The organism is Pseudomonas poae RE*1-1-14 (assembly GCF_000336465.1).
GTDB lineage: Bacteria > Pseudomonadota > Gammaproteobacteria > Pseudomonadales > Pseudomonadaceae > Aquipseudomonas > Aquipseudomonas poae.
In genome coordinates this window covers 2,622,583-2,645,581 of record NC_020209.1, presented here as the reverse complement: position 1 = coordinate 2,645,581, position 22,999 = coordinate 2,622,583, and the positions used below count along the sequence as shown (strand labels likewise).

Below are 22,999 nucleotides of genomic sequence, written 5' to 3'. Positions count from 1 at the left end.
TCATACGTGCCGCTTTGGCGATCACCAAACAGCAAGGTGTGGCAGGATCCTACAGGAACAAGGACAAACAGTTACAAGCTGCAAGAGGATTTGGACCGTTCCTGCTTTTCAGTGTAGGAGGCGTCCTGATGGGCAGAGCGCATATTTCTTGCCGCTTGCCGCTCTAACGCTCAGTCTCTCCAACACCTTCATCAGCGACAGCCTTCGAGCTGTCCCTCTTCATCTCGCTCACAACCACTGCCACCACAATCAGTACCGCCCCCAGTATTGCAATCGGCGGGAAGCGCTCCCCGGCAAGGCGCCCGACCACGCCTGCCCACACCGGCTCACCGGCGTAGATCAGCGTGGCCCGTGTCGGCGAAACGCTCTGTTGCGCCCAGTTCATCGCCACCTGGATCACCGCACTGGTCAGGCCCAGGCCCACCGCGCTGAACAACAGCAACCACGAGAACCCTGGCAGGGCTTCGCCCATCGGCACCACCATGAGGAACGACAGCAACGACGCGGTGGCCAGTTGCACCACGGTCACCCGGCGCACATCCACCTGCCCGGCGAAGGCGCTGATGAGGATGATTTCGGCGGCAATCGCGACTGCCCCGATCAACGTGGCGATTTCCCCCGCGCTGAAATTCAGCGAAGCGCCCGCCGGTCCGGTCAACAGCATCAAACCGGCAAACGCCAGCATGATGCCAATGCTCGGCATCAACCCCGGGCGCCGGCCCAGCACCAGCCATTGCAGCAACGGTACGAAGGGCACATACAGAGCGGTGATGAACGCCGACTGGCTGCTGAGAATGGTCTGCAGGCCGATGGTCTGCAAACCGTAGCCGAACATGATTGCCACGCCAATGAATACACCGGCCTTCAGTTCGAACAGGGTCAGGTCGCGCAAGGTCCGCACGGAAAAGAAACCCACCACAATGGCGGCGGCGGCAAAGCGCAGCCCCACGAAGAACATCGGCCCGCTGACCGCCATGGCGTGCTGCACCAGCAAAAAGGTGCCGCCCCAGATCATGGTGATAACCACCAGGATGCATTCGGCTTTGCTGAAACGGTTGAAGCGCGACGGGGAGTTCGAGGGGGTCATGGCGGCTCGGTCTTGCAAGGGAAGGGCACGGACCGCACAATGCGCCGCACGCTGGGCAGTATACTGCGCACACCCACCCAATGAGCAATATAGTGCACAAAGAAAATCCCCACCGGGCCTCGGTCCTGCAGCACGTCAGCCAGAACGTGCGCCGCCTGCGTCATGCCGCCGACCTGAGCCAGACGGCGCTTTCGGAAAAATCCGGGGTCAGCCGACGCATGCTGGTGGCCATCGAGGCCGGCGAGAAAAACGTCAGCCTGTCCACCCTCGACCGTGTGGCCGAAGCGTTGGACGTGGCCTTCAGCGACCTGATCCAGGCGCCGGATGCACCCGATCACAGCCGCATCAACGAGTTGGTCTGGGCCGGCGAGATTCCCGGCAGTAAAGCCATGTTGCTGGCCAAGGCCACCGCGCGCCGCGAAGTCGAACTGTGGGAGATGCACCTGGCGCCGGGTGATCACTACAACCCCGGTCTCGACCCGGACGGCTGGAGCGTGCAACTGTTCGTGTTCGAAGGCTGCCTCACTTTGCTGGTGGGCGATAACGAAAAGCGTGTCGCCGCCGGAGAGTTCTACATGTTCGCCAGCCGCGAGGTGCAAGGCTACCGCAATGATGGCGAGGTGGCCTTGCGGTTTGTGCGCAACGTTGTGATCTGACTGTTGGTGCGGCAACAGTGGCTGGACACTTTGCTGGTTTGAGCCCTGTCAAAATTCCCTAATCTCGCGGCAAGCTCCTGATTTTACTGGTGATTAGATTCAGGCACGACTCCTGCAATCACTCCGATAACCTATCGGAGCCTGGAGTCGGCCCATGTCAGCCCACCCTCAATATCCTGCCCACCTTATCCGCTCGGACGCCGAAGCCATCGAGGTCGCCACTCGCCTGGCCACGCGTTTTGCCGTCGAGGCCAGCGCGCGCGACCGTGAGCGTCGCCTGCCAGTGGCCGAACTCGACGAGTTTTCCGCCAGCGGCCTGTGGGGCATCACGGTACCCAAGGCCTACGGCGGCGCAGGCGTGTCCTATGTGACGGTGGCCGAGGTGATCAAACTGATCTCCGCCGCCGACCCATCCTTGGGCCAGATCCCGCAGAATCACCTGGGCATCGTGGATATCCTGCAGCAAACCGCCAGCGAATCTCAAAAGCACCATTACTTCGAAAAAGTCCTCGCGGGCTACCGTTTCGGCAACGCGTTCTCCGAAGCCAAAAGCAGGAACGCCGGCACCTTCGACACGCAGATTCGCTTCCATGGCGACACCGCGCAGATCGACGGCGAAAAGTTCTACTGCACCGGTGCGCTGTTTGCTCATATCGTGCCCACCGTCGGCAACAACGAACACGGCCAGGCGTTTATCGCCCTGCTTGAGCGCGATGCGCCGGGCTTGAGCGTGATCGACAACTGGGACGGCTTCGGCCAGCGCACCACTGCCAGCGGCGGCGTGACCCTCGACGGGGTGACCGTGCCGCTGAGCGCCGTGATTGCGGCACATGAGGCCTTCGACCGGCCCACCGCCCATGGCCCCATCTCACAGATCATCCAGGCCGCCGTCGACACCGGCATTGCCGTCGGCGCGCTGGAACAGGCCAAACTGCACGCGCGCCAGGCCCGCCCGTGGATCGACAGCCAGCAGGACCACGGCTGGCAGGACCCTTTCACCATCGCCGGCATCGGTGACCTGCAATGGCGCGTGCACGGCACCGAGGCCATTCTCGCCAGGGCCGGCCGCGCGATCGACCTGGCACTCGCCGAACCCAACGAAGACACGGTCGCCAACGCGTCGCTGATCGTGGCCCAGGCCAAGGTCCTGTCGGCTGAAACCGCGTTGCTCGCCAGCAGCAAGCTGTTCGAACTGGCCGGCACCCGTTCGGTGACCGGCAAATACAACCTCGACCGCTTCTGGCGCAACGCGCGCACCCACACCCTGCACGACCCGGCCCGCTGGAAATACCACCTGATCGGCAATTACGTGCTCAACGGCGTAAAACCTGCGCGCCACGCCTGGAACTGAGGAACCCCTGCCCATGACCGCCCTGAACCAAGCCCGCCAGTTGCTGGAAACGACCCGACGCTTCGTCGCCCACAGTGACGACCCCTATGTGATCAGCCGCTTCGGCGACCTGCAGATCCGCGTCGATCTGGCCGCAGCGCTGCTCGAACGCGTGGACACCCACCCCAGCCCAGTGGCGCTCACCGAGGCGCATATCGCCGCCGCCGAAGCCCTGATTGCCGTAAGCAACGCCGAATTCGAACTGACCGGCCAACGCACTGCGCTGCCGTCGAGCCTGGACGACCCGTTGCGCCACAAATACCGGACCGTCGGCAACTATCACCTCAACGGAGTGCTTTGATGGCCCGTGAAATCCGCTTGAACGCTTTCGACATGAACTGCGTCGGCCACCAGTCCCCCGGCCTGTGGGCCCATCCGCGTGATCGTTCGTGGCAGTACAAGGACCTGGAATACTGGACGGACCTGGCGAAAATCCTTGAGCGCGGCAAGTTCGACGGCCTGTTCATCGCCGACGTGCTGGGCATCTATGACGTGTACAACGGCACGGGCGACGCGGCGATTCGCCAGGCGACCCAGGTGCCGGTCAATGATCCCTTGTCGCTGATCGCACCGATGGCGCTGGTCACTGAGCACCTGGGCTTTGGCCTGACCGCGTCATTGTCGTTCGAGCACCCGTATCCGTTCGCCCGCCGGCTGTCCACGCTGGACCACCTGACCAAAGGCCGAATCGGCTGGAACATTGTCACGTCCTACCTGGAGAGCGGTGCCAGGAACCTCGGCCAGAACGCCCAGACCGAACATGACGCGCGCTATGACTACGCCGAGGAATACCTTGAGGTCTGCTACAAACTCTGGGAAGGCAGTTGGGAGGAGGGCGCGGTGCTGCGTGACCGTGAGCGGCGGATTTTCAGCGACCCGAGCAAGATTCACGAGATTGGCCATGTGGGCAGACACTTTCAGGTGCCTGGGATTCACCTGTGCGAGCCGTCGCCGCAGCGCACGCCGGTGCTGTACCAGGCCGGTGCTTCGAGCCGTGGCAAACAGTTCGCCGCCGAGCAGGCCGAGTGCGTATTCGTCGCCGCACCGTCCAAAGTGCTGCTGAAAAAAACCGTCGTTGATATTCGCCGCCGCGCCGAAGAGGCCGGACGCGATCCGAGGAAAATCCTGATCTTCAACCTGCAGACGGTGATCGTCGGCGAGACCGATGCCAAGGCCAAAGCCAAGTTCGACGACTACAAATCCTATGTCAGCTACGAAGGCGCCATGGCGCTGATTTCCGGCTGGACCGGCATCGATTTCAGCCGTTTCCAGCCGGATGAACCGCTCAAGCATGTGCACACCAACGCCATCCAGTCGGCGGTGGAAGCGTTTTCCACGGCCGACCCGAACAAGGTCTGGACGCCCACTGAACTGGCCGATTGGGTCGGCATCGGCGGGTTCGGTCCGCTGTTCGTCGGTGGCCCGCAAACCGTCGCTGACCTGCTGCAGGAGTGGGTGGAGGAGACCGACGTGGACGGCTTCAACCTGGCCTATGCGCTGACCCACGAAACCTTCATCGACGCGGTGGACCTGCTGGTGCCCGAACTGCAGAAGCGCGGCGTGTACAAGACCGATTACGCCCAGGGAACCTTGCGCGAAAAGCTGTTCGGCGACGGCGCCCGCCTGGAATCCAGCCACCCCGGCGCCGGTTATCGCGACCTGTCTGCCGCGCCACAACGTCGGTTGAATGAGCGATAGCGCTGTATTCAGCTAGGCGTCCCACGGTGACGTGCTGGATACTGGGCGCGTTGCCTTGAATGGCAGCGCTGAACAGCTGGCGCGGGGCGGACCTGCGCGTTATTTACCCGGGAAAACAGTAAGGGCTGACCCGCATGACTGAATCCATCCGCAACGCTGATGTGCTGATCATCGGCGGCGGCCTGAGCGGCACAATGCTGGCCGTGCAACTGCTGCGCCTGCCCGGCAGGCGCCGGATCCTGGTGATCGAGCCGCGCGCCGAGCTGGGGCGCGGCGAGGCTTACAGCGCGATCGAGCTGGGCCACACGCTAAACGGTAACGCGGCGCGCATGAGCGTCGACCCGGACAATGCCGATGACCTGACCCAGTGGCTCACCGACCATATCGCGGCCGGTGGCTGGCCGGAGTCCGATCAGCAGCACGTACCCGTCAGTGAATTGTTCCCGCCACGCGGGCTGTTCGGCGTGTATGTGCAGCAGCGCCTGGCCGAGGCCCGCGCGCTGTCCACCTCCACCGTCGAGCATGTGCGCGCCGAAGCGGTCGACCTGCAGGTCGAGGCGGGCACGGTACTGCTGACCCTGGATAACGGTGAGCAACTGCGCGGTGCCCATGCCGTACTGGCCACCGGCATGTTCCCGGCGGCGCGCACGCCACAGACCGACTCCTGCGGCGTGAACGCTGCGGCGGTGGACCCTTGGGATGTGCAGGCGATGACGCGGATCGACCCGCAGGCCAGCGTGCTGATCATCGGTTCCGGTCTGACCATGGTCGACGCCGTGGTGTCTCTTGAGCAGGCCGGGCATCGTGGGCCCATCGAGGTGTTTTCACGCCATGGCTTGCTGCCCCATGTGCGCCGGCAGCCGCCGGCCTGGGAGGACTTTCTCGGCGCCAACCCGGCGCTGCGCAGCCCCCGGCAATTACTGCGCGAACTGCGTCGCCAGTGCCGCATTGCGCTGGCGCAGGGCATCGATTGGCAAGCGCCGCTGGACACCGTGCGCGCGCACATCGGCCGGTTGTGGAGCCAGGCCAGCGAGTACGAAAAGCGTCAGTTCGTGCGGCATGTGCGGCCGTGGTGGGAAAGCCACCATCACCGTGCGCCGCCGTTGAGTGCCGAGCTGGTGGCGCGGTTGCAGGCCCAGGGGCGATTGCGCATCCGAGCGGCATCGTTCAAGGGCCTGGCGCCTGCGGACGGTGGCGTGAGCATACGTCTGCGTTTTCGCGGCGAGCAGGGCGTTACCCAGGTGAGCGGCGCCGCGCTGATCAACTCCAGCGGCATCGAATACGACTGGCGCCGCGTGGCCCGACCGCTGCCGCAACAGTTGCTCAAGCGCGGGCTGATCCAGCCCGGGCCGCTGGCGTTGGGCATCGCGGCGGATGCAAGCGGTGCGGTGCTCGATGCCCAGGGGCGGGTCAGTGGGCACCTGTTCGCCATGGGCCCGCCGCTACGCGGGATGTGGTGGGAAAGCACGGCGGTGACCGACGTGGTGCTCCAGGCCAAGGCCTTGGCCCTCAAATTGACAACGATCTAAGGGTGGGCGAGCGGGCTTTTTGTGGCGAGCGGGCTCACTGTGGCAAGCCGGCTTATTGTGGCGAGCGGGCTTGCCCCGCGTTGGGGTGCGAAGCGCCCCCAATCCAGCAGAACGCGGAGTACCTGATACGGCTCATCGCCTGGTTTGGGGCTGCTGCGCAGCCCAACGCAGGACAAGCCTGCTCGCCACAACAGCCCGCTCGCCACAGGGATGGGGGGTTGTCTGAAATGGCTCATGTGCAGTCAATACTTCAAGATCTCGGGATTTTCACGAAGCCCGGCTTGAGGCCGAACACCTCCACGCCCTGCGGCGTCGATTGCCCGGTGGTCACTTTCACCCGCTCCACCGGCTGATCCATCGCCGCGCGATATTCCACGGTCATATCCGCCCCGATCGCCTGGCCTGGCACCACCATTGCCTGCGCATTGTTGTAGGTCACGATGGTCAGGCGCGCGCTCATGCCCAGGCGCACCCGCTGCAACTGCTGCGGGGTAAGCGTGGGGATCGCCAGGGTCACCGGAAATTGCGCGCTGCCCTGGCCATCACTGGCAATCGCCAAGCCGCTGACCACACTCACCGTCCCGCTCAGCCGTTCGCCATCGAAGCCATCGCCCAAGACCTCCACCGCCTGGCCCTGGTGCAACTGGTTGATGTCCAGCTCGGAGACCTTGGCGACGATTTTCAGCCGCTCGATGTTGGCCAGCCCGAAGAGCACCTGGCCCTGGCTGACCTTGCTGCCGGACTGCACCGGGGCATTGGTGTTGCCGCCCGCTTGCGCCGAATTATTGCCGGGCGCGGGCACCACGATGCCGGAGAACGGCGCCTTGACCTCCTTGCCTGCCAGCAATTGCTGCAGCGCCTCGTACTTCACCGTGGCGTTGGTCAGCTCCATATCGGCGATCTGCCGGTATTCGCCACGGCCCTGATCCTGGGCCTGTTGCAGTTCGGCGCGCGCCGCCGCCAGGTCCAGTTGTTGCTGCCGGGCCTGCTGCTTGAGGTCGTCCAGTTCGTTGCGCGGGATGATGCCGCGCTTGAACAGGTCTTCGCTTTCGCCGAGTCTGCGCCGGGTCGCGTCGGCGGTCATTTCGGCGGTGCGCAGGCTGCGGCGGGCGCGACTTACATTGGCGCTGCTGTCCCAATCCTGCATGTCCTGCACGCTGCGCCGCGCCTTGAGCTGGGCGGAGAGGGCGTCGCGCAGTTGCACCTCCAGCGTGGCAGGGTCCATGCGCAACAGCACCTGGCCGGCTTCGACGCGCTGGCCTTGCTCCACCAGGTTGGCCTGCACATTGCCGTCGAACGGCGCCGTGAGGGTGACGGTAGTGTCGGGCTCGATCTTGCCCACCAGGCCGATCTGGTGCACCAACTGGTCGGGTGTCACCGCCAGCCATTGCTCGCCGGCACTGCTCGGCGTTTGCGCCGGGCTGCGCAGGGTCAGGCCAGCAGCGGCCACCAGCATGATCAACACAGCGCCCAGCAGGCGTTTCTGATTAGTAGTCATTGAGGGCGATTTCCCAGCTTTCCAGGGTCATGCCCAGCGTCAGGTCGAGCTGGGTCTGGGCGTTGAGGTAAGCGATCAACGCATTGAGCTGCGCGTTCTCGGCGTTGCGCAGGTCGGTCTCGAAACTCAGCACCTGGAAGTTGGTGGAGCGCCCGGCGCTGAGTTTGTCGCGCTCGATCTCAATCTTGCGCCGCGACAGCTCCACCGCGCGCCGCGAGATTTCATATTGGCGCCAGCGGGTGCCCAGGTCGCGCACCACATCGTTGACCGAGCGTTCCAGCTCCTGGCGGGCGTCGGTGATGCGGATCTCCTGATCTTCCACATTCACCCGCGCGCGCACTTCGGCCTGGCGCGTGCTGATGTCGCCGATGGGGATCTGCACCTGCACGCCGGCATAGCTGTCCCAGCTGCGGTTGTTGCTGCGCCCGTTGTCATTGTCATAGGCATCACGTACCTGGTTCGCGCCGGCCACCAGGTCCACTTGCCAGCGCCCGGAGTCCTTGGCGATTACCAGGTTGAGGTCGGCCTGCTGGCTGCCGAGCAGGGCGGCAAGGTATTCCGGTTGCTGGGTTTGCGCGAGGTTGAAGGCCTGACGCTTGTCGATCTCCATGGGCCTGGCCTCCAGCGCTTCGCTGGCGCGAATCGGCGTTGACAGGTCCAGCGCGAGCAGGCGCAGCAATGCCAGGCGGCTGCTGTCGAGCTGGTTCTGCGCTTCTTCGACGCCCAGTTGCTGGGTGGCGATATCGGCTTCGGTCTGCACGATTTCAAACTCGGCCATGCGCCCGGCGCTGATCAGCGCTTTGTTCACCTCCAGCAACGTGTTGGAGCGTTTGAGGGCCTCCTGCACGATCAACTGTTGCTCCTGGGCGCGCAGCAGTTCGCGGTAGGTGGCGATGATCTGGCTGATGGTGCCCGCCACGGTGGCCTTGAGGTTCAGGCGGTTGGCCTGTTCGGACAGGCGCGACAGGCGCAGCGGCGCGGTGGTGGCGTCCCAGCCGGCGCCGCGTGCCAGGGGCTGGATGACGGCTAGGTCCAGACCGTCGCTGCGGTAACGTCCGGCGCGGTCGGCGCTGTTCAGTTGCTGGGTCCAGGCCATGCTCAGGCGTGTGCCGTATTCGCCGAGCAGGCTGGTGGACGGTGTTAGGTTGGCGTTGCGCGCGCTGTCCTGGGAGCCGCGGGTGCCACGGTAATAGCTGTTAAGGGTGAGCTTGGGCTTGAACACGTCTTCGGCCACCCGCAGGTCGAATTTCTGTGCCACCCGCTGCAGGTAGGCGCTGCGAATCGCCGGGTTGTTGCGCAGGCCCAGGTACACGGCGTCGCCCAGGGTCAGGCTGGTGGCCTGGGCACTCAGCGACACACCTCGGTCGTAGCCGCTGCGGGTGGTGCTTGGTGCCGACGGCTTGATCACTACCTGCGCCGCCACACCGGGCAGGCTGATCAGCGCCAGCAGCCACAGCCATTTACTCATCGCGCAAGGCCTCCACCGGCTGTAAGCGGGAGGCCGAGACCGCCGGGTAAATACCAAAGAACAAGCCCACCAGCAGCGTGCTGCCAACCCCCAGGGGCAACGCCGCCGCCGCCAGTGAAAACACCCAGCCCGACAGCCACGCATAGAGCCACGCCGCGGTCATGCCCAGCACGGCGCCGCACAGGGCGCCGACGGCGGTGAGGGTGACCGCTTCGATCAGGAACAGGTTGCGGATATCGCGCTGACGCGCGCCCAGCGCCATGCGAATGCCGATCTCGCGACGCCGCTGCGAGACGTTCATCAACATCACGTTCATCACCCCGACGCCGCCGCCCACCAGTGAAATCGCGCCCAGGGCCAGCAGCAGATAGGCGAAGGTGCGGCTCTGACGGGTCATGCCGTCGATCATCTGCTGGGGCACGGTAATGTCGACGCTGTGGTCGGTCAGCTGACGTTGCAGCGCAACGGCGGTTTGGCGCGCGATGCGTTCCATGTCCTGCCCGGGCGCTGCGCGGATGATCACATTGCCGATCTGCGGGTTGGCGTAGATGCGGCGCATGCCCTCGGCGGGGATGAACAGCGACTCGTTGGCCTGCACCGGCATCAGCATCGCCCGGGGCTGGTTGTGCAGGATGCCCACGATCAGAAACAGGTAATCGTGGATGCGCACACGGTCGCCCAGTCTGAGCGGGTCGCCCGGTGCGCCGAGGACCTGGGCCACCTGGTCACCGATCACCGCGTAGGTTTCATTGGCGTCGAAGGGTGACAGGAAGCGTCCTTCGCGCAGCACCAGGCGCATGGCCTCGTGAATAGCCGGTGTGGTGCCGACCAGGTTGGCATTCGCGGTGCGTCCATGGAACACGATGGGGCCGCTGAACAGGCTGAGCGCGCCGATATGCGCGATGCCAGGGACGGCGCTGCGCACGGCGTCCAGGTCGAGGTGGGCGCGCATGCTCAGGTTACCGCTGCGTTTGGCCGGAAATTGGGCGATCAGGGTGTCGGTGCCCATGTCCTTGAAAATCATCGCGGCATCCACCGCCGCGTTGTGGCCGATATTGATCAGCGCCACCACCGACGAACTGCCGATCACAATGCCCAGCAACGCGAGGACCGAGCGTTTGCCCAGGGTGCGCAGGCTGACGAAGGCTTCATGCAGCAGTTGGCTCAGGCTCTGTTCAACGCGCAGGCTCATAGGCCACCGGCCTCGCTCACCACGCCGTTGCGCACCAGGATCTTGCGCTGCAGGCGCTCGGCGATCTGCGCATCGTGGGTGACGATGATCAGCGTCACCTGCTGCTCGCGGTTGAGCGTCAGCAGCAGGTCCATGATGTCCTGGGCGGTGTTGCTGTCGAGATTGCCGGTGGGTTCGTCGGCCAGGATCACCGAGGGGTTGCCCACCAGCGCCCGTGCAATGGCAACCCGCTGGCGCTGGCCGCCGGAGAGGTCGGCAGGGTGATGGTGCGCGCGCTCGGCCAGCCCGACCTGGTCGAGCATGCGCAGCGCCTGGGCCACCGATTCATGGCGCGACACGCCGCGATAACTCAGGGGCAGGGCAACGTTGTCCAGGGCGCTAAGACGTGGCAGCAGGTTGAAACTCTGGAACACGAAGCCGATCTGCTGGTTGCGGATCGCGGCCAGTTCATCCGGCGTGGCGCTGAAGATATCGTGGCCAGCAAATTGATACTGGCCGCAGTTGGGCAAATCCAGCAGGCCGAGAATATTGAGCAGGGTACTTTTGCCGGAGCCGGAGGCGCCGAGGATGCCGCAGCTGTCGCCGCGCGTGATGGACAGGCACACGTCATCGAGAATCGACAGGGCTTGCCCGGCGAGTTGGTAGCGCTTGCCGATACCTTGCAGGGCGATCAATGGAGGTTGCGCGAAGTGCTCTGTCATCGTGCCTACGCCTTGCAGTCCTTTCGACACCGCCAGCGCTGCCCGGAAAATGTTTGTAACAAGATCGCGGGGCGGTGCGGATTGCATCGCTGACTGATTTGTTTCTTGTTTTTAAAATATTGTTTGAATAGTAACCGCGTTCCAGGCGCTTCGCCAGCCAGTGGGGTAGAGCGGTTTTACGCTTGGCAACGATTTATCCGACAACTGGGCGCTATCGCCGAACACGCCTTCAACTACCGTGTAGAAGCCCGCCCGGCGAGGCTTTCGGTCGTATGGCGCCCTCTCGGTACTTGCTTTCAAAGAGCAGCCCCGGTATAAAAAATCAAATTATTTTTTAAAACAATATTTCCGCCGTGGAACCCTTATGGTCGCCAAGAAAATCAGCACGCCAAACATTACCAAGACTCGATTGCTGGATGCGACAGAGGCGCTCTTCATTAAGTACGGGTACGACGCTGTTTTGTTACGGCAGATAACCGAGCGTGCCCAGGTGAACCTGGCCGCCGTGAATTACCACTTCGGGGACAAGGATTCCCTGATGAAGACCCTGCTGATGCAGCGCCTGGAGCCGCTCAACGAGCAGCGCCTGGAATTGCTCGCGCGCTGTGAGGCCGAGTCCGAGGGGCCGCTCGATTGCGATACCTTGCTTGGCGTGCTGTTTGCCCCGGCCATGGGGCTGGAGCGCAGCGACCCGGGTAGCGGGGAAGGTCGCTCGTTCATCCGTTTCCTCGGCCGCGTGTATAGCGACACGTCGCCGTTTATCCAGGAATACCTCAAGGTGCATTACCAGCCGGTGTTCCAGCGCTTCTTCGAAGCCTTCGCCCTGGCGCTGCCGGACCTGCCGCGTAACGAGCTGGGCGTGCGCCTGCAATTTGCCCTCAAGGCGATTTCCGGGGTGATGGCCGGCACCGAACTGCGCTTGCTGATGAACTCCATGAGTCTCGGTCGCCCGGCCACCGACGCCGAGGTGATGGCCAAGCTGATTACCCTGGTGTCGGCTGCTATCCGCGTGCCGCAGCAAAGCCCTGAGGCGCAAACTGCGCTGGCTAAAGTGCTGGATACCCAGCGCGCCATTCGGGAAGAAGCGGCAGCGCCGGTAACCAAGGCGGCGCGCTGAGCTTGAATTACAGGCAAAAAAAACCCGCTGGGGCGGCGGGTTCTTAATGTGCAGCATTTGTAACGGATGAGGCTTCACAGTACGGTTCGGGGTGTGAATAAATCGTGAAAAAAATGTAAGAAAAAGCGTTTTATAGTCGATTCCCTTTAATCTGCGATTTCAGGCTGCTCAGGGCGCTGTACTCGTCACCACCGTCAGTTCCAACTGCTGCACTCAGCGACAGGCTGCTCTTTTTCGATCCCTCAAATCCTCCAGTGATTCGACGTCCTCGCCAACCGCTGACGCATCCCATCCACGTTCTGCGCCAGTTGCAACGTTAATAACCGATAGCCATCCAGCGCACTGTGCACCGGCGCTTGCAGCCCGCTTTCTGCGACTGCATGCGCAGCGGGCCGGTCCAGCCGTTCGGTAAACCCGGACTTCAACGCCCGCGCCATGCCCACCAGTTGCACGCGAATCTGCCGGTGCTCGGCTTTCAACATCACTTGCATGCGTGCCGTCGCCTGCTCATCGCGCGGGTCTGGCCGGGTATTGCCGAGAATCTCCAGGGTGCTGATGCACATGCGCAGATGCCGTTGAATGGCGTCCAGTTCGGTCAGGGAAATGCGCACTTCCTTGGACACCGACGGCATCAGCGAACGCAGTTGCACCATCGCTGCGTTCAAGCGGTTGAGCAGCTTGAGGTGTTCATCGTCGGTCACCGACTGGCCGCCGATAATCCGGCTGTAGATCGCTGCGCAGTCGCGCAACGCACTGGCCAGGTTGTAGCGCCAGGAGTACACCGCGTAGAGCGGCAGGGCGAAGGAAAATGCCAGCGCCAGCACGATGCCGATGAGGATGTCCACGGTGCGCCATAAACCGTCCGAGATCGGGTTGTCACCGTGGCCGGCTACGATAAACACAGTGATCGCCGACAGCAGCGCGATGTAACCGCCCTTGCCGATGGCGTGATAGGAAAAGAACCCGCACACCACTGACATCAGCAGGTAGGTCAACAGCGGCAGGCCGAAATAGGCCTGCTGCACCACCAGCAGCAAGCCGACACTGGCGCCGATCAAGGTGCCGTAGGCGCGTTCCACCGCTTTTTTGCCGATGTTGCCGTGGTGCTGCAAGCCGCCGATCACGATCAGCATGGTCACCGAAGCCCATTCACCGTGAGGCAGGTGAAGGCCAGTGGTGAGCAGGATTGTCGCCAGCAAGCCGATGGACACCCGCACGGCGTGGATCAGCTTGGCGTGGCGATAGCGGCGGTAGGGGTCCAGCAACGGGCGCAAAAGGCGCCGGGCAAACAGGGGTAGATTCATCGGGAGTAACGAGACCTCGGTAATCAGGACAAAAGGTGACCCAGGTGTGGGAGCTGGCTTGCCTGCGATAGCCTCACCGTTGCCTTGCAGACAGATCCGGGAGGCAAGCCCGCGCCTGTATTCGTCAGAAGATGTAATCGGTGGTCAGAAAGCTTGAATCGCGATTACGCAGAATATCGCTGACCAACGCTTTGTTGCTTTCCTGGAACTTCGTTGCCACCAGGGTGCGAATCGAGAACACGCGCAGGGCGTCATGCACAGACAGCGTGCCCTCGGCCGAGTTCTTGCGCCCGTTGAACGGGAAGGTGTCCGGCCCGCGCTGGCACTGGGCGTTGATGTTGATACGGCCGACCTGATTGGCAAAAACGTCTACCAGTCGCCCCACTTCCACAGCGTTGGTGCCGAACAGGCTCAATTGCTGGCCGAAGTCGGAATCGAGCACGTAGTCGATCACCTTGTCCAGGTCACGGTAGGGCACGATCGGCACCACCGGGCCGAACTGCTCCTCGTGGTAGACGCGCATCTGCGGGTTCACCGGGTACAAAACGGCCGGGTAGAAAAAGGAGCCGCGACTCTCGCCGCCGTTCGGGTTCACCACCTTGGCGCCGTGCAGCGCGGCATCGGCCACCAGCGCGTTGAGATAGTCCACCTTGCCCACTTCCGGCAGGGGCGTCAGCGACACGCCGTCTTCCCAGGGCATGCCAGGCTTGAGCGTGGCCAGTCGGGCGTTGAATTTTTCGATGAAGCTGTCGACCACCGCTTCATGCACAAACAGGATTTTCAGCGCCGTGCAGCGCTGGCCGTTGAACGAAAGGGCGCCGGTAAGTGCTTCGCTGACGGCATTGTCCAGGTCGACCTCGGGCAGCACGATGCCGGGATTTTTCGCATCCAGGCCCAGGGCTGCGCGCAGGCGGTGCGGCTTGGGGTGCAGTTTCTTCAAATCGCTGGCGGCCTTGTTGGTGCCGATAAACGCAAAGATATCGATCTTGCCGCTGGCCATCAGCGCGCTCACGGTTTCGCGGCCGCTGCCGTAGATCACGTTGATCACCCCGGCCGGGAAACTGTCGCGAAACGCCTCCAGCAACGGACGAATCAGCAGCACGCCGAGCTTGGCCGGCTTGAACACCACGGTATTGCCCATGATCAGCGCCGGGATCAACGTGGTGAAGGTTTCGTTCAGGGGGTAGTTGTAAGGCCCCATGCACAACGCCACACCCAGCGGCACGCGGCGGATCTGGCCGAGGGTGTCCTGTTCCAGCTCGAAGCGGCTGGAGCGACGGTCGAGTTCCTTGAGGGCGTTGATGGTGTCGGTGATGTAGTCGCAGGTGCGGTCGAACTCTTTCTGCGAGTCCTTGAGGTTCTTGCCGATCTCCCACATCAGCAGCTTGACCACCGCGTCGCGCTGCTCGCGCATGCGCCGCAGGAACGCTTCGACATGCTGAATACGGTCGGCCACGCGCATCGTCGGCCACTCGCCCTGGCCACGGTCGTAGGCGCGCACGGCGGCGTCGAGGGCGGTGAGGGCGGTGTCGGCATCCAGCAACGGCGTGCTGCCGATATGCACGCGTTCATCACCCAACTGCACCGGGCTTTGCACGCGGGCCAGCGGGCCGTTCCATACCTGCAGTCGGCCATCGACCAGGTAATCACGTTGTTCAATCGGCGCGGCCAGGCGAAAGGGTTCGGGAATATCGGTGGAGGCGGTGGGAAACAGCTGGGCGAGCAGGTTGCTGGTGGTCATGTCGCTACCCCTGAAATAGTGGCCAAACATGACGAGAGAGTCACCTATCCAGCGGCTCAATGGCAAGGGCTGCGCAGCTTTGCCGGACAAGTCCAATCGTCGCACTACTGCTCCCACAGGGAGTCTGCGTTTAACTGAGCCTTGCTCGCCCCAGGATGAATATTTTGATAGCCAGCCGATTGTCGCCTGAAAAAAATCTGCGCTGCCCGTAATCTACACGCCCCTTGTCACCCGCGCGGAGCGTTTCATGTCTTCTGTTGCCGATGGGCTACCCCTCAATAAGCGCCTGCCGGCCGTTATCGCGCTGTCCCTGGGCATTGGCATGGCGACGCTGGACACGGCCATCGTCAACACGGCGTTGCCGACCCTGGCCGAAGGCATCGGCACCGATTCGGCCTCGGTGATCTGGGTGGTCAACGCTTACCAACTGGCGATTATCGCGACGGTGCTGCCGTTTGCGTCGTTGAGCGATGTGCTGGGGCATCGCCGCGTCTACCTGGGCGGGTTACTGCTGTTTATCGTCTCGTCGTTGCTGTGCGGTCTGGCCGGTTCGCTGTTGACGCTTACCGCTGCGCGCGTGGCCCAGGGATTGGGTGCGGCGGCGTTGATGAGCGTCAATACCGCGTTGTTGCGGCACATCTACCCCTCGAAGATGCTCGGGCGAGGCCTGGGCTATAACTCGTTGGTGGTAGGGCTGGCATTTACGCTGGGGCCGACGGCGGCGTCGGCGATTCTCTCGGTGGCCAGTTGGCACTGGCTGTACCTGATCAATGTGCCGTTGGGGCTGTTGGCCCTGGGCCTGGGGTTGCGCTCGCTGCCCAGGTTGCCGATCAGCGGGCACGCCTTCGATCGTCTGGCCGCGTTGCTGTGTGCCGGTGTGTTCGCGTTGCTGGTGCTGGGCCTGGGCGCCGCCGTGCATGGCGCGCAGGGCGCATTGACCCTGGGGCTGGTGGCGCTCGCGGCAGTGTGCGGTGCGCTGCTGCTGCGTCGCGAGGCCGGACACCCGGCGCCGATGCTGGCGGTGGACCTGTTCAAGCGCCCGGTATTTGCCTTGTCTTCGCTCACGGCTATTTGCGCGTTCAGCGCCCAGGGCCTGGCGTTCGTGTCGCTGCCGTTTCTGTTGCAGGCGGCGTTGGGCCATAGCCAGGTGGAGACCGGCTTTCTGATGACCCCCTGGCCGGCGGTGGTGGCGGTGATGGCGCTGGTGGCGGGGCGTCTGGCGGATCGGGTGTCCCTGGGCCTGCTGTGCGGCATCGGCCTGCTGATGCTCAGCCTCGGCATGGGCGCGCTGGCGACCCTGGGCAATGAGGCCTCGGCATTTGATATCGGCTGGCGCATGGCGTTGTGCGGCGCCGGCTTCGGGTTTTTCCAGTCGCCCAATCTCAAGGCCCTGATGACCAGTGCACCCCTGGCCCGCAGTGGCGGGGCCAGCGGCATTGTGGCGATTTCGCGGTTGCTGGGGCAGACACTGGGCGCCTCGTTGGTGGCGCTGTGTTTTCACTTGTCCGTGAACAGTGGCCCGCACTACGCGCTGTGGCTGGGATGTGCGTTCGCGCTGGTGGGCAGTGTGGCCAGCGGGCTGCGTTTGTTGCCTTATAAACAGCGGGTCTGACCCTGCTCGCCACAAGGCGCAAACTCACTGACCGGCAGCGGATCTGACCCTTGTAAAGCAGCGCGGGTGAGGGCTAGTGTGACGACCTGATTCTAAATGTTTCAGCTTTATGACCAGCCAGACCCACCATACCGCCGATGCCACCTCTCGCCGCGCCGCGCTGACCCTCGGGTTCTGCCTGCCCAGTGACGTGTTGCTTTACCTGCTGCTGCCGATGGAGTCAGAAGCCTTCGGCATCACGTTGGCCCAGGCCGGCGTGCTGTTGGCGGCCAACCGCCTGGTGCGGATCTTTGGCTATCGGCATGTGCTGAATTTCTATGCACGTCACGGCGATCGACTCACTTGCATGCTTGCTGCCGGCGCTGCTGCGCTGTGTGCCTTGGGCAACTCGGTGTTGTCCGGCTTTGCTGCCTTGCTCGGACTGCGGCTGGTGTGGGGCCTGTGTTATGCGGCGTTGAACCTGTCGACCCAGGTATTGGCCACCTCCGAACTGGACGGCGCCGCGCGCCGGGCAGGGCGCTCACGGGCGTTGATCGCCCTGGGGCCGATGCTGGCGTTGCCGCTGGGCGGGCTGCTGACCTTGTGGGCCGGGCCGCGCCCGATTTTCCTGATCCTCACCGTGTGCTGCCTCATGGGGCTGTGGCTGGCGCGCGGGTTGCCCAGTACCGGGCACGATCTGCACAGCACGCCGGGGCGACGTTTCAACTGGCCCGACAGTGTGGCGTTGTGGTCGTTTATCGAGGGCGTGGCGCTGGACGGCCTGTTTATCTTTGGCCTGTCGATCCAGGCGCAGAAGATCGTGGGCGGTGACGCGGTGCTGATCGCCGGTGGTCTGATGGGCCTGCGGTATTTATCGGAATTATTGCTCAGCCCATTGGGGGGGCATGCGGCGCAGCGGTTCGGGGCCACCTCGATGCTGTTGCTGTTTTCATTCATGAGCGCCCTGGCGCTGGGGGCGTTCGGCAGTGAGTGGGTGATTGCCGGCGCAGCGGCGGTGCTGGTGCTGCGTGCCTTGCAACTGCCCTTGGTGACCACCCTGGTGACTGAGCGCAACCCAGGCTCGATGCGGGTATCGGCGCTCGCGTCCAACGCGGTATGGCGCGATATCGGCGCGGGTTTCGGGCCGTTGCTGGCGGGGTTGTTATTGCCGGTGGCCTCGGCGTCGCTGGTGTTTGGCCTGGCGGGCGCGGCGATTGCGATCAGTGCGCTGTTGTGCTGGCGCACGCAGGCGCGGGGGCAAACAAGTTGAACGATGGCCGCGCGCGGTTTCTCTAACCTTGTGAAGCCCTTCACAGGTACGCCACCATGCCCGAATACAAGCAGCCACCGCCGGGTACGCCCGATTCCCATCGCACCCCTGGCGAAGAGGAGCGTGACAACGATGCGTTGCGCCCCAACGACCCACAGGACCGGCCGGACGACGATGTGAAGCACGTCGAGAAAAACCTCGACAATCTCCATGACAAGGCCCGTCCGTTGTAAGAGAGGAGATCACCATGAGCAATCCCCCGAAAGGCCCGAGTTCAAGCGAGCATGCCACGCAGAATGACGAGCTGGGTTTCGACCCCGACTCTCCCGATGTGTCGGACCCGCAGGTCGATCCCATCGGCCCGGCTATCGCCCCGCTGGACGAGAAAAAGCAGTCGGAAAAAAAGCCGCCCTACGATCCGTTGGGCGACTTGAAAAAGTAAAAAAAGCCCCGCCATTGTGCGGGGCTTTGTTTATCTGGGTGGGTTCCAGCTGACTTCGGTGATGCCGTATTTCTCCGCCCAGGGGCGCGTGGTTTTCTTGACCTGCTCATGGCCTACGCGGCCGATACGACTAACGTGTGCAATGTCGGCATCAACGGCCGCCCAGTGCCAGGCTTCAGCGTTATTCATGACGTCGGCACGTACGACAAAGGATTTCGGCGTACCGTGCAGGTGGTAGTGGATGGTGTAGATTTTTGCGGTACTCATGTTGCCTCCCTGTCTTGTTATAAATGGATAGGAAGGCGTTATGAAAGGTTCATTCAAAATGACAACCTGCATGATGCCCAGCTGCCTTACAGGCGAGAAACGAGCAGTCCATCAAGTCAATGCGGCCAACTGCGCCACGGTTTCCGGAAAGCGTGCTACCAGACGGATCAGCGTCACTGCCTGAGCATTGGGTTTGGCTCGACCTTGCTCCCAGTTTTCCAGCGTGCGGGTATTGGTGCGCAAGTACATGGCGAATACCGCGCGGGACAGGTTGAGCTGCTGACGCACCGCAACCACTTCTTCGGCGGTGAGCGGTGCCAGGTAGGTGAGTTGAACCTTGTGGGTACGCAGGGTGACTTTGCCCTGGCGCTCCTCGGCCAATGCGTCGAAGCCTTCGACCAGTTCGGAGAAAATTTCACGTTTCATGGGGTGTCCTCGCTTTGATTTCCTTGTCCAGCATCTGTTTAAGCGTTTTTTTGTGGTGGGGGGCAAGATCGTCCTGTTCATGCTTGCCGTACAGGGTGAACAGCCAGAATTGAGTGCCGCCTGACCACCAGTAGTAAATGACTCGCAGGCCACCGCGTTTACCTTTGTTGCGCCGCTGATCGACGAAGCGAACCTTGCGCAATCCGCCGGTGCCTTCGATCACGTCTCCCGCTTCCGGGTTTTTCATCAACACCTGTTGAAAACCGTGGAAAAGCTCGTCACTCAGATAATCCTTGCGATGCCGCTCGAAGGCCGGCAGTTCGATAAATAGAGCATCCATGTTATGTACGTAGCCTGCGTATAGTTTGCTGACCCACTCGCAAGGGTGTCAAGTGACCGTGCTGTGGGAACCTTCTTAAAACGCAACCACCATAAGGTCGCCTCAAACGCATGGATGCCAGATGAAGAGGTAGATGGAACAGGAAAATTCCGCGAACAGGGAAGGGCAGAGGCCGCACGCCCCAGAAACGCAAAACGGCGCCCGAAGGCGCCGTTCTGTTTACTGCATTTGACTAAGCGATCAAACGCCCAGCACCGCATGCTGCACCAGGGTGAGCAACGGTTGTGGGTACACGCCCAGGAAGAACGCGAGGAGGGCGATGGCCAGCAGCATCACGCCGCCTGCCTTCTGTTCCCAGTGCAGCTCGGCGTCGACGCGGCGCAGGTTCGGCTCGATCAGGTACAGGGTGACCATCACGCGCAGGTAGTAGAACACGCCGATGGCGCTGCCCAGTACCAAGGACGCAACCAGCCACCATTGGTGCGCTTCAACACCGGTAGCAACGATGTAGAACTTGCCGATAAAGCCCGCCGTCAGCGGGATACCCGCCAAGGACAACATCATCACAGTGAGGACGGCGGTCAGGTACGGACGGCGCCAGAACAGGCCGCGGTATTCGTACAGCGCGTCGGCGTCACGGCCCTTGTACGGCGAGGACATCAGGGTGATCACGCCGAACGCGCCCAGGCTGGTGATCACGTAGGTGACCAGGTACACGCCGATGGCTTCCACGGCCAGGCCGTTGCTCGCCACCAGGGCGATCAGCAGGTAGCCGAAGTGGGCGATGGACGAGTAACCCAGCAGACGCTTGAGGTTGTTCTGGGTCAGTGCCAGCAGGTTGCCGAACAGGATCGACGCAATGGCGATCACGGTCAGTACGTTGCTCAGCACACCGGTGTTGGCCGCAGGCGAGATCTGGAACAGACGCACCATCACCGCAAACACTGCCACCTTCGATGCGGTCGCCAGGAACGCAGCCACTGGCGCCGGGGCGCCTTCGTACACGTCCGGGGTCCACAGGTGGAACGGCACCAGCGACAGCTTGAAAGCCAGGCCGATCAGCATCATCGCCAGGCCCAGTTGGGCAATCGGCGCAGGCATGCTGGTGGTGGCCAGGGCGTGACCGATACCGGTGAAGCTCAGGCTGCCGGCTTCGGCGTAGAGCAGGGCCATACCGAACAACAGGAACGCCGAACCTGCCGCCGACAGCACCATGTACTTGATGCCGGCTTCCAGAGAGCGCTTGTTGAAGAAGGCGTAGGCCACCAAGCCGTAGGTCGGGATCGACAGCAGTTCCAGGCCGATGAACAGGCCCGCCAGGTGCTGTGCGCTGACCAGCACGATACCGCCGGCCGCCGCCAGCAGGATCAGCAGGTACAGCTCTTCCTTGTTGCCTGGGTAACCGGTGCCGCCTTCGCCGAGGTAGGCGTGGGCGAGGGTGACGCAGGCCAAGGTCGCGACCAGGATCAACGCGATGTACAGCAGCGCGAAGTCATCGACCATCATCAAAGGCGTGACCGCCAGTGGTGCCACCTTGAGCGCCGGGATGATCGACAGCAGGGCCAGGTTCAGACCGGCACAGGACAGCAGGAACGTTTGCGAGTGATTGCGGCGCCAGGCGATCGCCAGCATCACCACCACGATGGTGAGGCTGGTGATCAGCAGCGGCGCAAGCGCGATAAAGTGTTGGATCGTGAATTCCATAGCGCTCTTACCGGGCCGAAGCGAGTTGAGAGAAGGCGGTGCCGAACCACTGCTGCACGCCATGCATCGTGGCGGCAGACGTGTCCAGGAACGGTTGCGGGTACACGCCGATGTAGATCAGCAGCAACGCAAGGCCGAGCACCATGATCAGTTCGCGCGCATCCATCCCTTGCAGGACGGTGTCGGACTTGGCCGGGCCGAAGTAGGCGCGGTGGATCATGATCAGCGAGTAGACCGAACCGAATACCAGGCCGGAGGTGGCAATCGCACTGATCCATGGCGTCTGCACAAAGGCCCCCATCAGGATCAGGAACTCGCCGATGAAGTTTCCGGTACCCGGCAAGCCCAACGACGCAGCGGCAAAGAACAGGCTGATCGCCGGCAGGTACGCGATGCGCGACCACACGCCACCCATTTCACGCATGTCACGGGTGTGCAGACGCTCGTACAGCTGACCACTCAGGATAAACAGCGCGGCGGCCGAGACACCATGAGCCAGCATCTGGATCACCGCGCCCTGCAACGCCAGCTGGCTGCCGGAGTAGATACCGATCAGGACGAAACCCATGTGGGAAACGGACGAGAAGGCGATCAGACGTTTGATGTCGGTTTGCGCGAAGGCCAGGAACGCACCGTAGAAGATCCCGATCAGACCCAGGGTCATGGCAATCGGCGCGAACTCGGCCGAGGCATTCGGGAACAGCGGCAGGGCGAAACGCAGCAAGCCGTAGGCCGCGGTCTTCAACAGGATACCGGCCAGGTCCACGGAACCGGCGGTCGGCGCCTGGGCGTGAGCATCCGGCAACCAGGAGTGGAAGGGCACCACCGGCAGCTTCACCGCAAACGCGATGAAGAAGCCCAGCATCAGGATGTACTCGGTGGTCAGGGACATCTTGGTTTTCAACAGGTCGGCGTAGTTGAAAGTGATCACGCCCGTGCTATTGAAGTTGACCAGAACCAGACCCAGGATCGCCACCAACATGATCAGGCCGGAAGCCTGGGTGAAGATGAAGAACTTGGTCGCCGCGTAGATCCGGGTTTTCTTGCCGTCCGAAGAACTGTGACCCCAGAGCGCGATGAGGAAGTACATCGGCACCAGCATCATTTCCCAGAAGAAGAAGAACATGAACAGGTCGAGGGCGAGGAACACGCCAACAACGCCGCCCAGGATCCACATCAGGTTCAGGTGGAAGAAACCCACGTGACGCTGGATCTCTTTCCACGAGCAGAGTACCGAGAGGATACCCAGCAGGCCGGTCAGCAGGATCATCAACAGCGACAGGCCGTCGAGGGCCAGGTGCACGTTGATGCCGAAGCGCTGGATCCACACGTGCTTGAATTCAAGCGCGAACGTGGGATCGACGCCTGGAGCCGGAGCGAATGAATAGTCACCGTGGGCCCACAGCCAGAGGCCGAGCGCGAGTTCCAGGGACATGGTCAGCAACGCAATCCAGCGGGGCAGGGTGGCGCCGAAGCGTTCACCCATCCAGCAGAGCAGGCCGCCGATAAAGGGGATCAGGATTAGCCAGGGCAGAATCATGACGGGCTCGTTTCCTTTCGCAAGTTCGCAAAGTGCAT

General features: G+C 62.8%; 22 protein-coding genes. 10 read left to right on the top strand and 12 right to left on the bottom strand.

From position 1 onward, the window contains the following. Nucleotides 1-163: 163 nt before the first annotated feature. Entirely contained in the window at nucleotides 164-1,087 is a 924-nt protein-coding gene (locus tag H045_RS11330; RefSeq protein WP_015372426.1) for a DMT family transporter, read from the bottom strand. A 92-nt stretch (nucleotides 1,088-1,179) separates the two neighbouring features. On the opposite strand from H045_RS11330, the gene H045_RS11325 reads away from it, so the two are divergent. The 5 genes from H045_RS11325 to H045_RS11305 all read left to right on the top strand — a co-directional run bounded on the left by H045_RS11325 (nucleotide 1,180) and on the right by H045_RS11305 (nucleotide 6,360). Further along, nucleotides 1,180-1,743: a helix-turn-helix domain-containing protein gene (locus tag H045_RS11325; RefSeq protein WP_003232036.1), complete on the top strand. Its 564-nt coding sequence runs from the start codon at nucleotides 1,180-1,182 to the stop codon at nucleotides 1,741-1,743. A 154-nt stretch (nucleotides 1,744-1,897) separates the two neighbouring features. Continuing rightward, nucleotides 1,898-3,094 carry an SfnB family sulfur acquisition oxidoreductase gene (locus H045_RS11320; protein WP_015372425.1) on the top strand — a complete coding sequence of 399 codons (1,197 nt, stop codon included), beginning with the start codon at nucleotides 1,898-1,900 and terminating at the stop codon, nucleotides 3,092-3,094. A gap of 13 nt (nucleotides 3,095-3,107) precedes the next feature. Then, the gene (locus H045_RS11315; RefSeq protein ID WP_003232039.1) at nucleotides 3,108-3,434 is read left to right on the top strand and encodes a hypothetical protein; all 327 of its coding nucleotides are present in this window, start codon (nucleotides 3,108-3,110) and stop codon (nucleotides 3,432-3,434) included. Next, complete coding sequence (locus H045_RS11310) at nucleotides 3,434-4,831, top strand: LLM class flavin-dependent oxidoreductase (RefSeq protein WP_015372424.1); 1,398 nt, start codon at nucleotides 3,434-3,436, stop codon at nucleotides 4,829-4,831. Before H045_RS11315 ends, H045_RS11310 begins: the two co-directional genes overlap by 1 nt. A gap of 134 nt (nucleotides 4,832-4,965) precedes the next feature. Continuing rightward, the gene (locus H045_RS11305) at nucleotides 4,966-6,360 is read left to right on the top strand and encodes an FAD/NAD(P)-binding protein (protein WP_015372423.1); all 1,395 of its coding nucleotides are present in this window, start codon (nucleotides 4,966-4,968) and stop codon (nucleotides 6,358-6,360) included. 250 nt (nucleotides 6,361-6,610) lie between these two features. Here H045_RS11305 and H045_RS11300 read toward each other — a convergent pair whose 3' ends face one another. Genes H045_RS11300 through H045_RS11285 form a run of 4 tightly spaced genes read right to left on the bottom strand, consistent with a single transcriptional unit; the run spans nucleotide 6,611 to nucleotide 11,219 of the window. After that, complete coding sequence (locus H045_RS11300; protein ID WP_015372422.1) at nucleotides 6,611-7,858, bottom strand: efflux RND transporter periplasmic adaptor subunit; 1,248 nt, start codon at nucleotides 7,856-7,858, stop codon at nucleotides 6,611-6,613. Further along, entirely contained in the window at nucleotides 7,848-9,326 is a 1,479-nt protein-coding gene (locus H045_RS11295) for a TolC family protein (RefSeq protein ID WP_015372421.1), read from the bottom strand. The genes H045_RS11300 and H045_RS11295 overlap by 11 nt, the downstream gene beginning before the upstream one ends. Continuing rightward, nucleotides 9,319-10,518: an ABC transporter permease gene (locus H045_RS11290; RefSeq protein WP_015372420.1), complete on the bottom strand. Its 1,200-nt coding sequence runs from the start codon at nucleotides 10,516-10,518 to the stop codon at nucleotides 9,319-9,321. The genes H045_RS11295 and H045_RS11290 overlap by 8 nt, the downstream gene beginning before the upstream one ends. Then, nucleotides 10,515-11,219 carry an ABC transporter ATP-binding protein gene (locus H045_RS11285; RefSeq protein ID WP_003232048.1) on the bottom strand — a complete coding sequence of 235 codons (705 nt, stop codon included), beginning with the start codon at nucleotides 11,217-11,219 and terminating at the stop codon, nucleotides 10,515-10,517. Before H045_RS11285 ends, H045_RS11290 begins: the two co-directional genes overlap by 4 nt. Before the next feature lie 364 nt (nucleotides 11,220-11,583). Between H045_RS11285 and H045_RS11280 the strand changes: the two genes are divergently transcribed. Further along, nucleotides 11,584-12,336: a TetR/AcrR family transcriptional regulator gene (locus H045_RS11280; protein WP_015372419.1), complete on the top strand. Its 753-nt coding sequence runs from the start codon at nucleotides 11,584-11,586 to the stop codon at nucleotides 12,334-12,336. A 242-nt stretch (nucleotides 12,337-12,578) separates the two neighbouring features. Here H045_RS11280 and H045_RS11275 read toward each other — a convergent pair whose 3' ends face one another. Both H045_RS11275 and H045_RS11270 read right to left on the bottom strand, forming a co-directional pair. Continuing rightward, complete coding sequence (locus tag H045_RS11275; RefSeq protein WP_003232053.1) at nucleotides 12,579-13,640, bottom strand: FUSC family protein; 1,062 nt, start codon at nucleotides 13,638-13,640, stop codon at nucleotides 12,579-12,581. A 124-nt stretch (nucleotides 13,641-13,764) separates the two neighbouring features. Further along, nucleotides 13,765-15,381: an NADP-dependent glyceraldehyde-3-phosphate dehydrogenase gene (locus H045_RS11270; RefSeq protein WP_015372418.1), complete on the bottom strand. Its 1,617-nt coding sequence runs from the start codon at nucleotides 15,379-15,381 to the stop codon at nucleotides 13,765-13,767. 247 nt (nucleotides 15,382-15,628) lie between these two features. On the opposite strand from H045_RS11270, the gene H045_RS11265 reads away from it, so the two are divergent. The 4 genes from H045_RS11265 (at nucleotide 15,629) to H045_RS11255 (ending at nucleotide 18,684) form a co-directional block, all read left to right on the top strand. Then, on the top strand, nucleotides 15,629-16,993 hold the full coding sequence (locus tag H045_RS11265) for an MFS transporter (protein ID WP_015372417.1): 1,365 nt from the start codon (nucleotides 15,629-15,631) through the stop codon (nucleotides 16,991-16,993). Nucleotides 16,994-17,102: 109 nt separating this feature from the next. Beyond that, a complete protein-coding gene (locus tag H045_RS11260) occupies nucleotides 17,103-18,242 on the top strand; it encodes an MFS transporter (protein ID WP_015372416.1) in 1,140 nt (379 codons plus the stop codon). A 56-nt stretch (nucleotides 18,243-18,298) separates the two neighbouring features. After that, nucleotides 18,299-18,475, top strand: a complete 177-nt coding sequence (locus tag H045_RS25265) for a hypothetical protein (protein ID WP_003232061.1) — start codon at nucleotides 18,299-18,301, stop codon at nucleotides 18,473-18,475. Between the two features lie 14 nt (nucleotides 18,476-18,489). After that, on the top strand, nucleotides 18,490-18,684 hold the full coding sequence (locus H045_RS11255) for a DUF6021 family protein (protein WP_015372415.1): 195 nt from the start codon (nucleotides 18,490-18,492) through the stop codon (nucleotides 18,682-18,684). 30 nt (nucleotides 18,685-18,714) lie between these two features. Here the strand turns inward: H045_RS11255 and H045_RS11250 are convergent, their stop codons facing one another. The 5 genes from H045_RS11250 to nuoM form a co-directional block, all read right to left on the bottom strand. Then, nucleotides 18,715-18,951 (bottom strand): DUF6555 family protein, encoded by a 237-nt coding sequence (locus H045_RS11250; protein ID WP_003232065.1) that lies wholly within the window; start codon nucleotides 18,949-18,951, stop codon nucleotides 18,715-18,717. A gap of 111 nt (nucleotides 18,952-19,062) precedes the next feature. After that, the gene (locus H045_RS11245; RefSeq protein WP_015372414.1) at nucleotides 19,063-19,377 is read right to left on the bottom strand and encodes a helix-turn-helix domain-containing protein; all 315 of its coding nucleotides are present in this window, start codon (nucleotides 19,375-19,377) and stop codon (nucleotides 19,063-19,065) included. Next, the gene (locus H045_RS11240; protein ID WP_003232069.1) at nucleotides 19,367-19,717 is read right to left on the bottom strand and encodes a hypothetical protein; all 351 of its coding nucleotides are present in this window, start codon (nucleotides 19,715-19,717) and stop codon (nucleotides 19,367-19,369) included. The genes H045_RS11245 and H045_RS11240 overlap by 11 nt, the downstream gene beginning before the upstream one ends. Before the next feature lie 240 nt (nucleotides 19,718-19,957). Beyond that, the gene (gene nuoN, locus H045_RS11235) at nucleotides 19,958-21,421 is read right to left on the bottom strand and encodes an NADH-quinone oxidoreductase subunit NuoN (RefSeq protein WP_003232071.1); all 1,464 of its coding nucleotides are present in this window, start codon (nucleotides 21,419-21,421) and stop codon (nucleotides 19,958-19,960) included. 7 nt (nucleotides 21,422-21,428) lie between these two features. Next, the gene (gene nuoM, locus H045_RS11230; RefSeq protein ID WP_015372413.1) at nucleotides 21,429-22,961 is read right to left on the bottom strand and encodes an NADH-quinone oxidoreductase subunit M; all 1,533 of its coding nucleotides are present in this window, start codon (nucleotides 22,959-22,961) and stop codon (nucleotides 21,429-21,431) included. Nucleotides 22,962-22,999 lie beyond the last annotated feature (38 nt).

Coding starts and splice junctions, on each gene's coding strand:
- H045_RS11330 (WP_015372426.1), bottom strand. CDS start 1,087: ATGACCCCCTCGAACTCCCCGTCGCGCTTCAACCGTTTCAGCAAAGCC.
- H045_RS11320 (WP_015372425.1), top strand. CDS start 1,898: ATGTCAGCCCACCCTCAATATCCTGCCCACCTTATCCGCTCGGACGCC.
- H045_RS11315 (WP_003232039.1), top strand. CDS start 3,108: ATGACCGCCCTGAACCAAGCCCGCCAGTTGCTGGAAACGACCCGACGC.
- H045_RS11310 (WP_015372424.1), top strand. CDS start 3,434: ATGGCCCGTGAAATCCGCTTGAACGCTTTCGACATGAACTGCGTCGGC.
- H045_RS11305 (WP_015372423.1), top strand. CDS start 4,966: ATGACTGAATCCATCCGCAACGCTGATGTGCTGATCATCGGCGGCGGC.
- H045_RS11300 (WP_015372422.1), bottom strand. CDS start 7,858: ATGACTACTAATCAGAAACGCCTGCTGGGCGCTGTGTTGATCATGCTG.
- H045_RS11295 (WP_015372421.1), bottom strand. CDS start 9,326: ATGAGTAAATGGCTGTGGCTGCTGGCGCTGATCAGCCTGCCCGGTGTG.
- H045_RS11290 (WP_015372420.1), bottom strand. CDS start 10,518: ATGAGCCTGCGCGTTGAACAGAGCCTGAGCCAACTGCTGCATGAAGCC.
- H045_RS11285 (WP_003232048.1), bottom strand. CDS start 11,219: ATGACAGAGCACTTCGCGCAACCTCCATTGATCGCCCTGCAAGGTATC.
- H045_RS11280 (WP_015372419.1), top strand. CDS start 11,584: ATGGTCGCCAAGAAAATCAGCACGCCAAACATTACCAAGACTCGATTG.
- H045_RS11275 (WP_003232053.1), bottom strand. CDS start 13,640: ATGAATCTACCCCTGTTTGCCCGGCGCCTTTTGCGCCCGTTGCTGGAC.
- H045_RS11270 (WP_015372418.1), bottom strand. CDS start 15,381: ATGACCACCAGCAACCTGCTCGCCCAGCTGTTTCCCACCGCCTCCACC.
- H045_RS11265 (WP_015372417.1), top strand. CDS start 15,629: ATGTCTTCTGTTGCCGATGGGCTACCCCTCAATAAGCGCCTGCCGGCC.
- H045_RS11260 (WP_015372416.1), top strand. CDS start 17,103: ATGACCAGCCAGACCCACCATACCGCCGATGCCACCTCTCGCCGCGCC.
- H045_RS25265 (WP_003232061.1), top strand. CDS start 18,299: ATGCCCGAATACAAGCAGCCACCGCCGGGTACGCCCGATTCCCATCGC.
- H045_RS11255 (WP_015372415.1), top strand. CDS start 18,490: ATGAGCAATCCCCCGAAAGGCCCGAGTTCAAGCGAGCATGCCACGCAG.
- H045_RS11250 (WP_003232065.1), bottom strand. CDS start 18,951: ATGAGTACCGCAAAAATCTACACCATCCACTACCACCTGCACGGTACG.
- H045_RS11245 (WP_015372414.1), bottom strand. CDS start 19,377: ATGAAACGTGAAATTTTCTCCGAACTGGTCGAAGGCTTCGACGCATTG.
- H045_RS11240 (WP_003232069.1), bottom strand. CDS start 19,717: ATGGATGCTCTATTTATCGAACTGCCGGCCTTCGAGCGGCATCGCAAG.
- nuoN (WP_003232071.1), bottom strand. CDS start 21,421: ATGGAATTCACGATCCAACACTTTATCGCGCTTGCGCCGCTGCTGATC.
- nuoM (WP_015372413.1), bottom strand. CDS start 22,961: ATGATTCTGCCCTGGCTAATCCTGATCCCCTTTATCGGCGGCCTGCTC.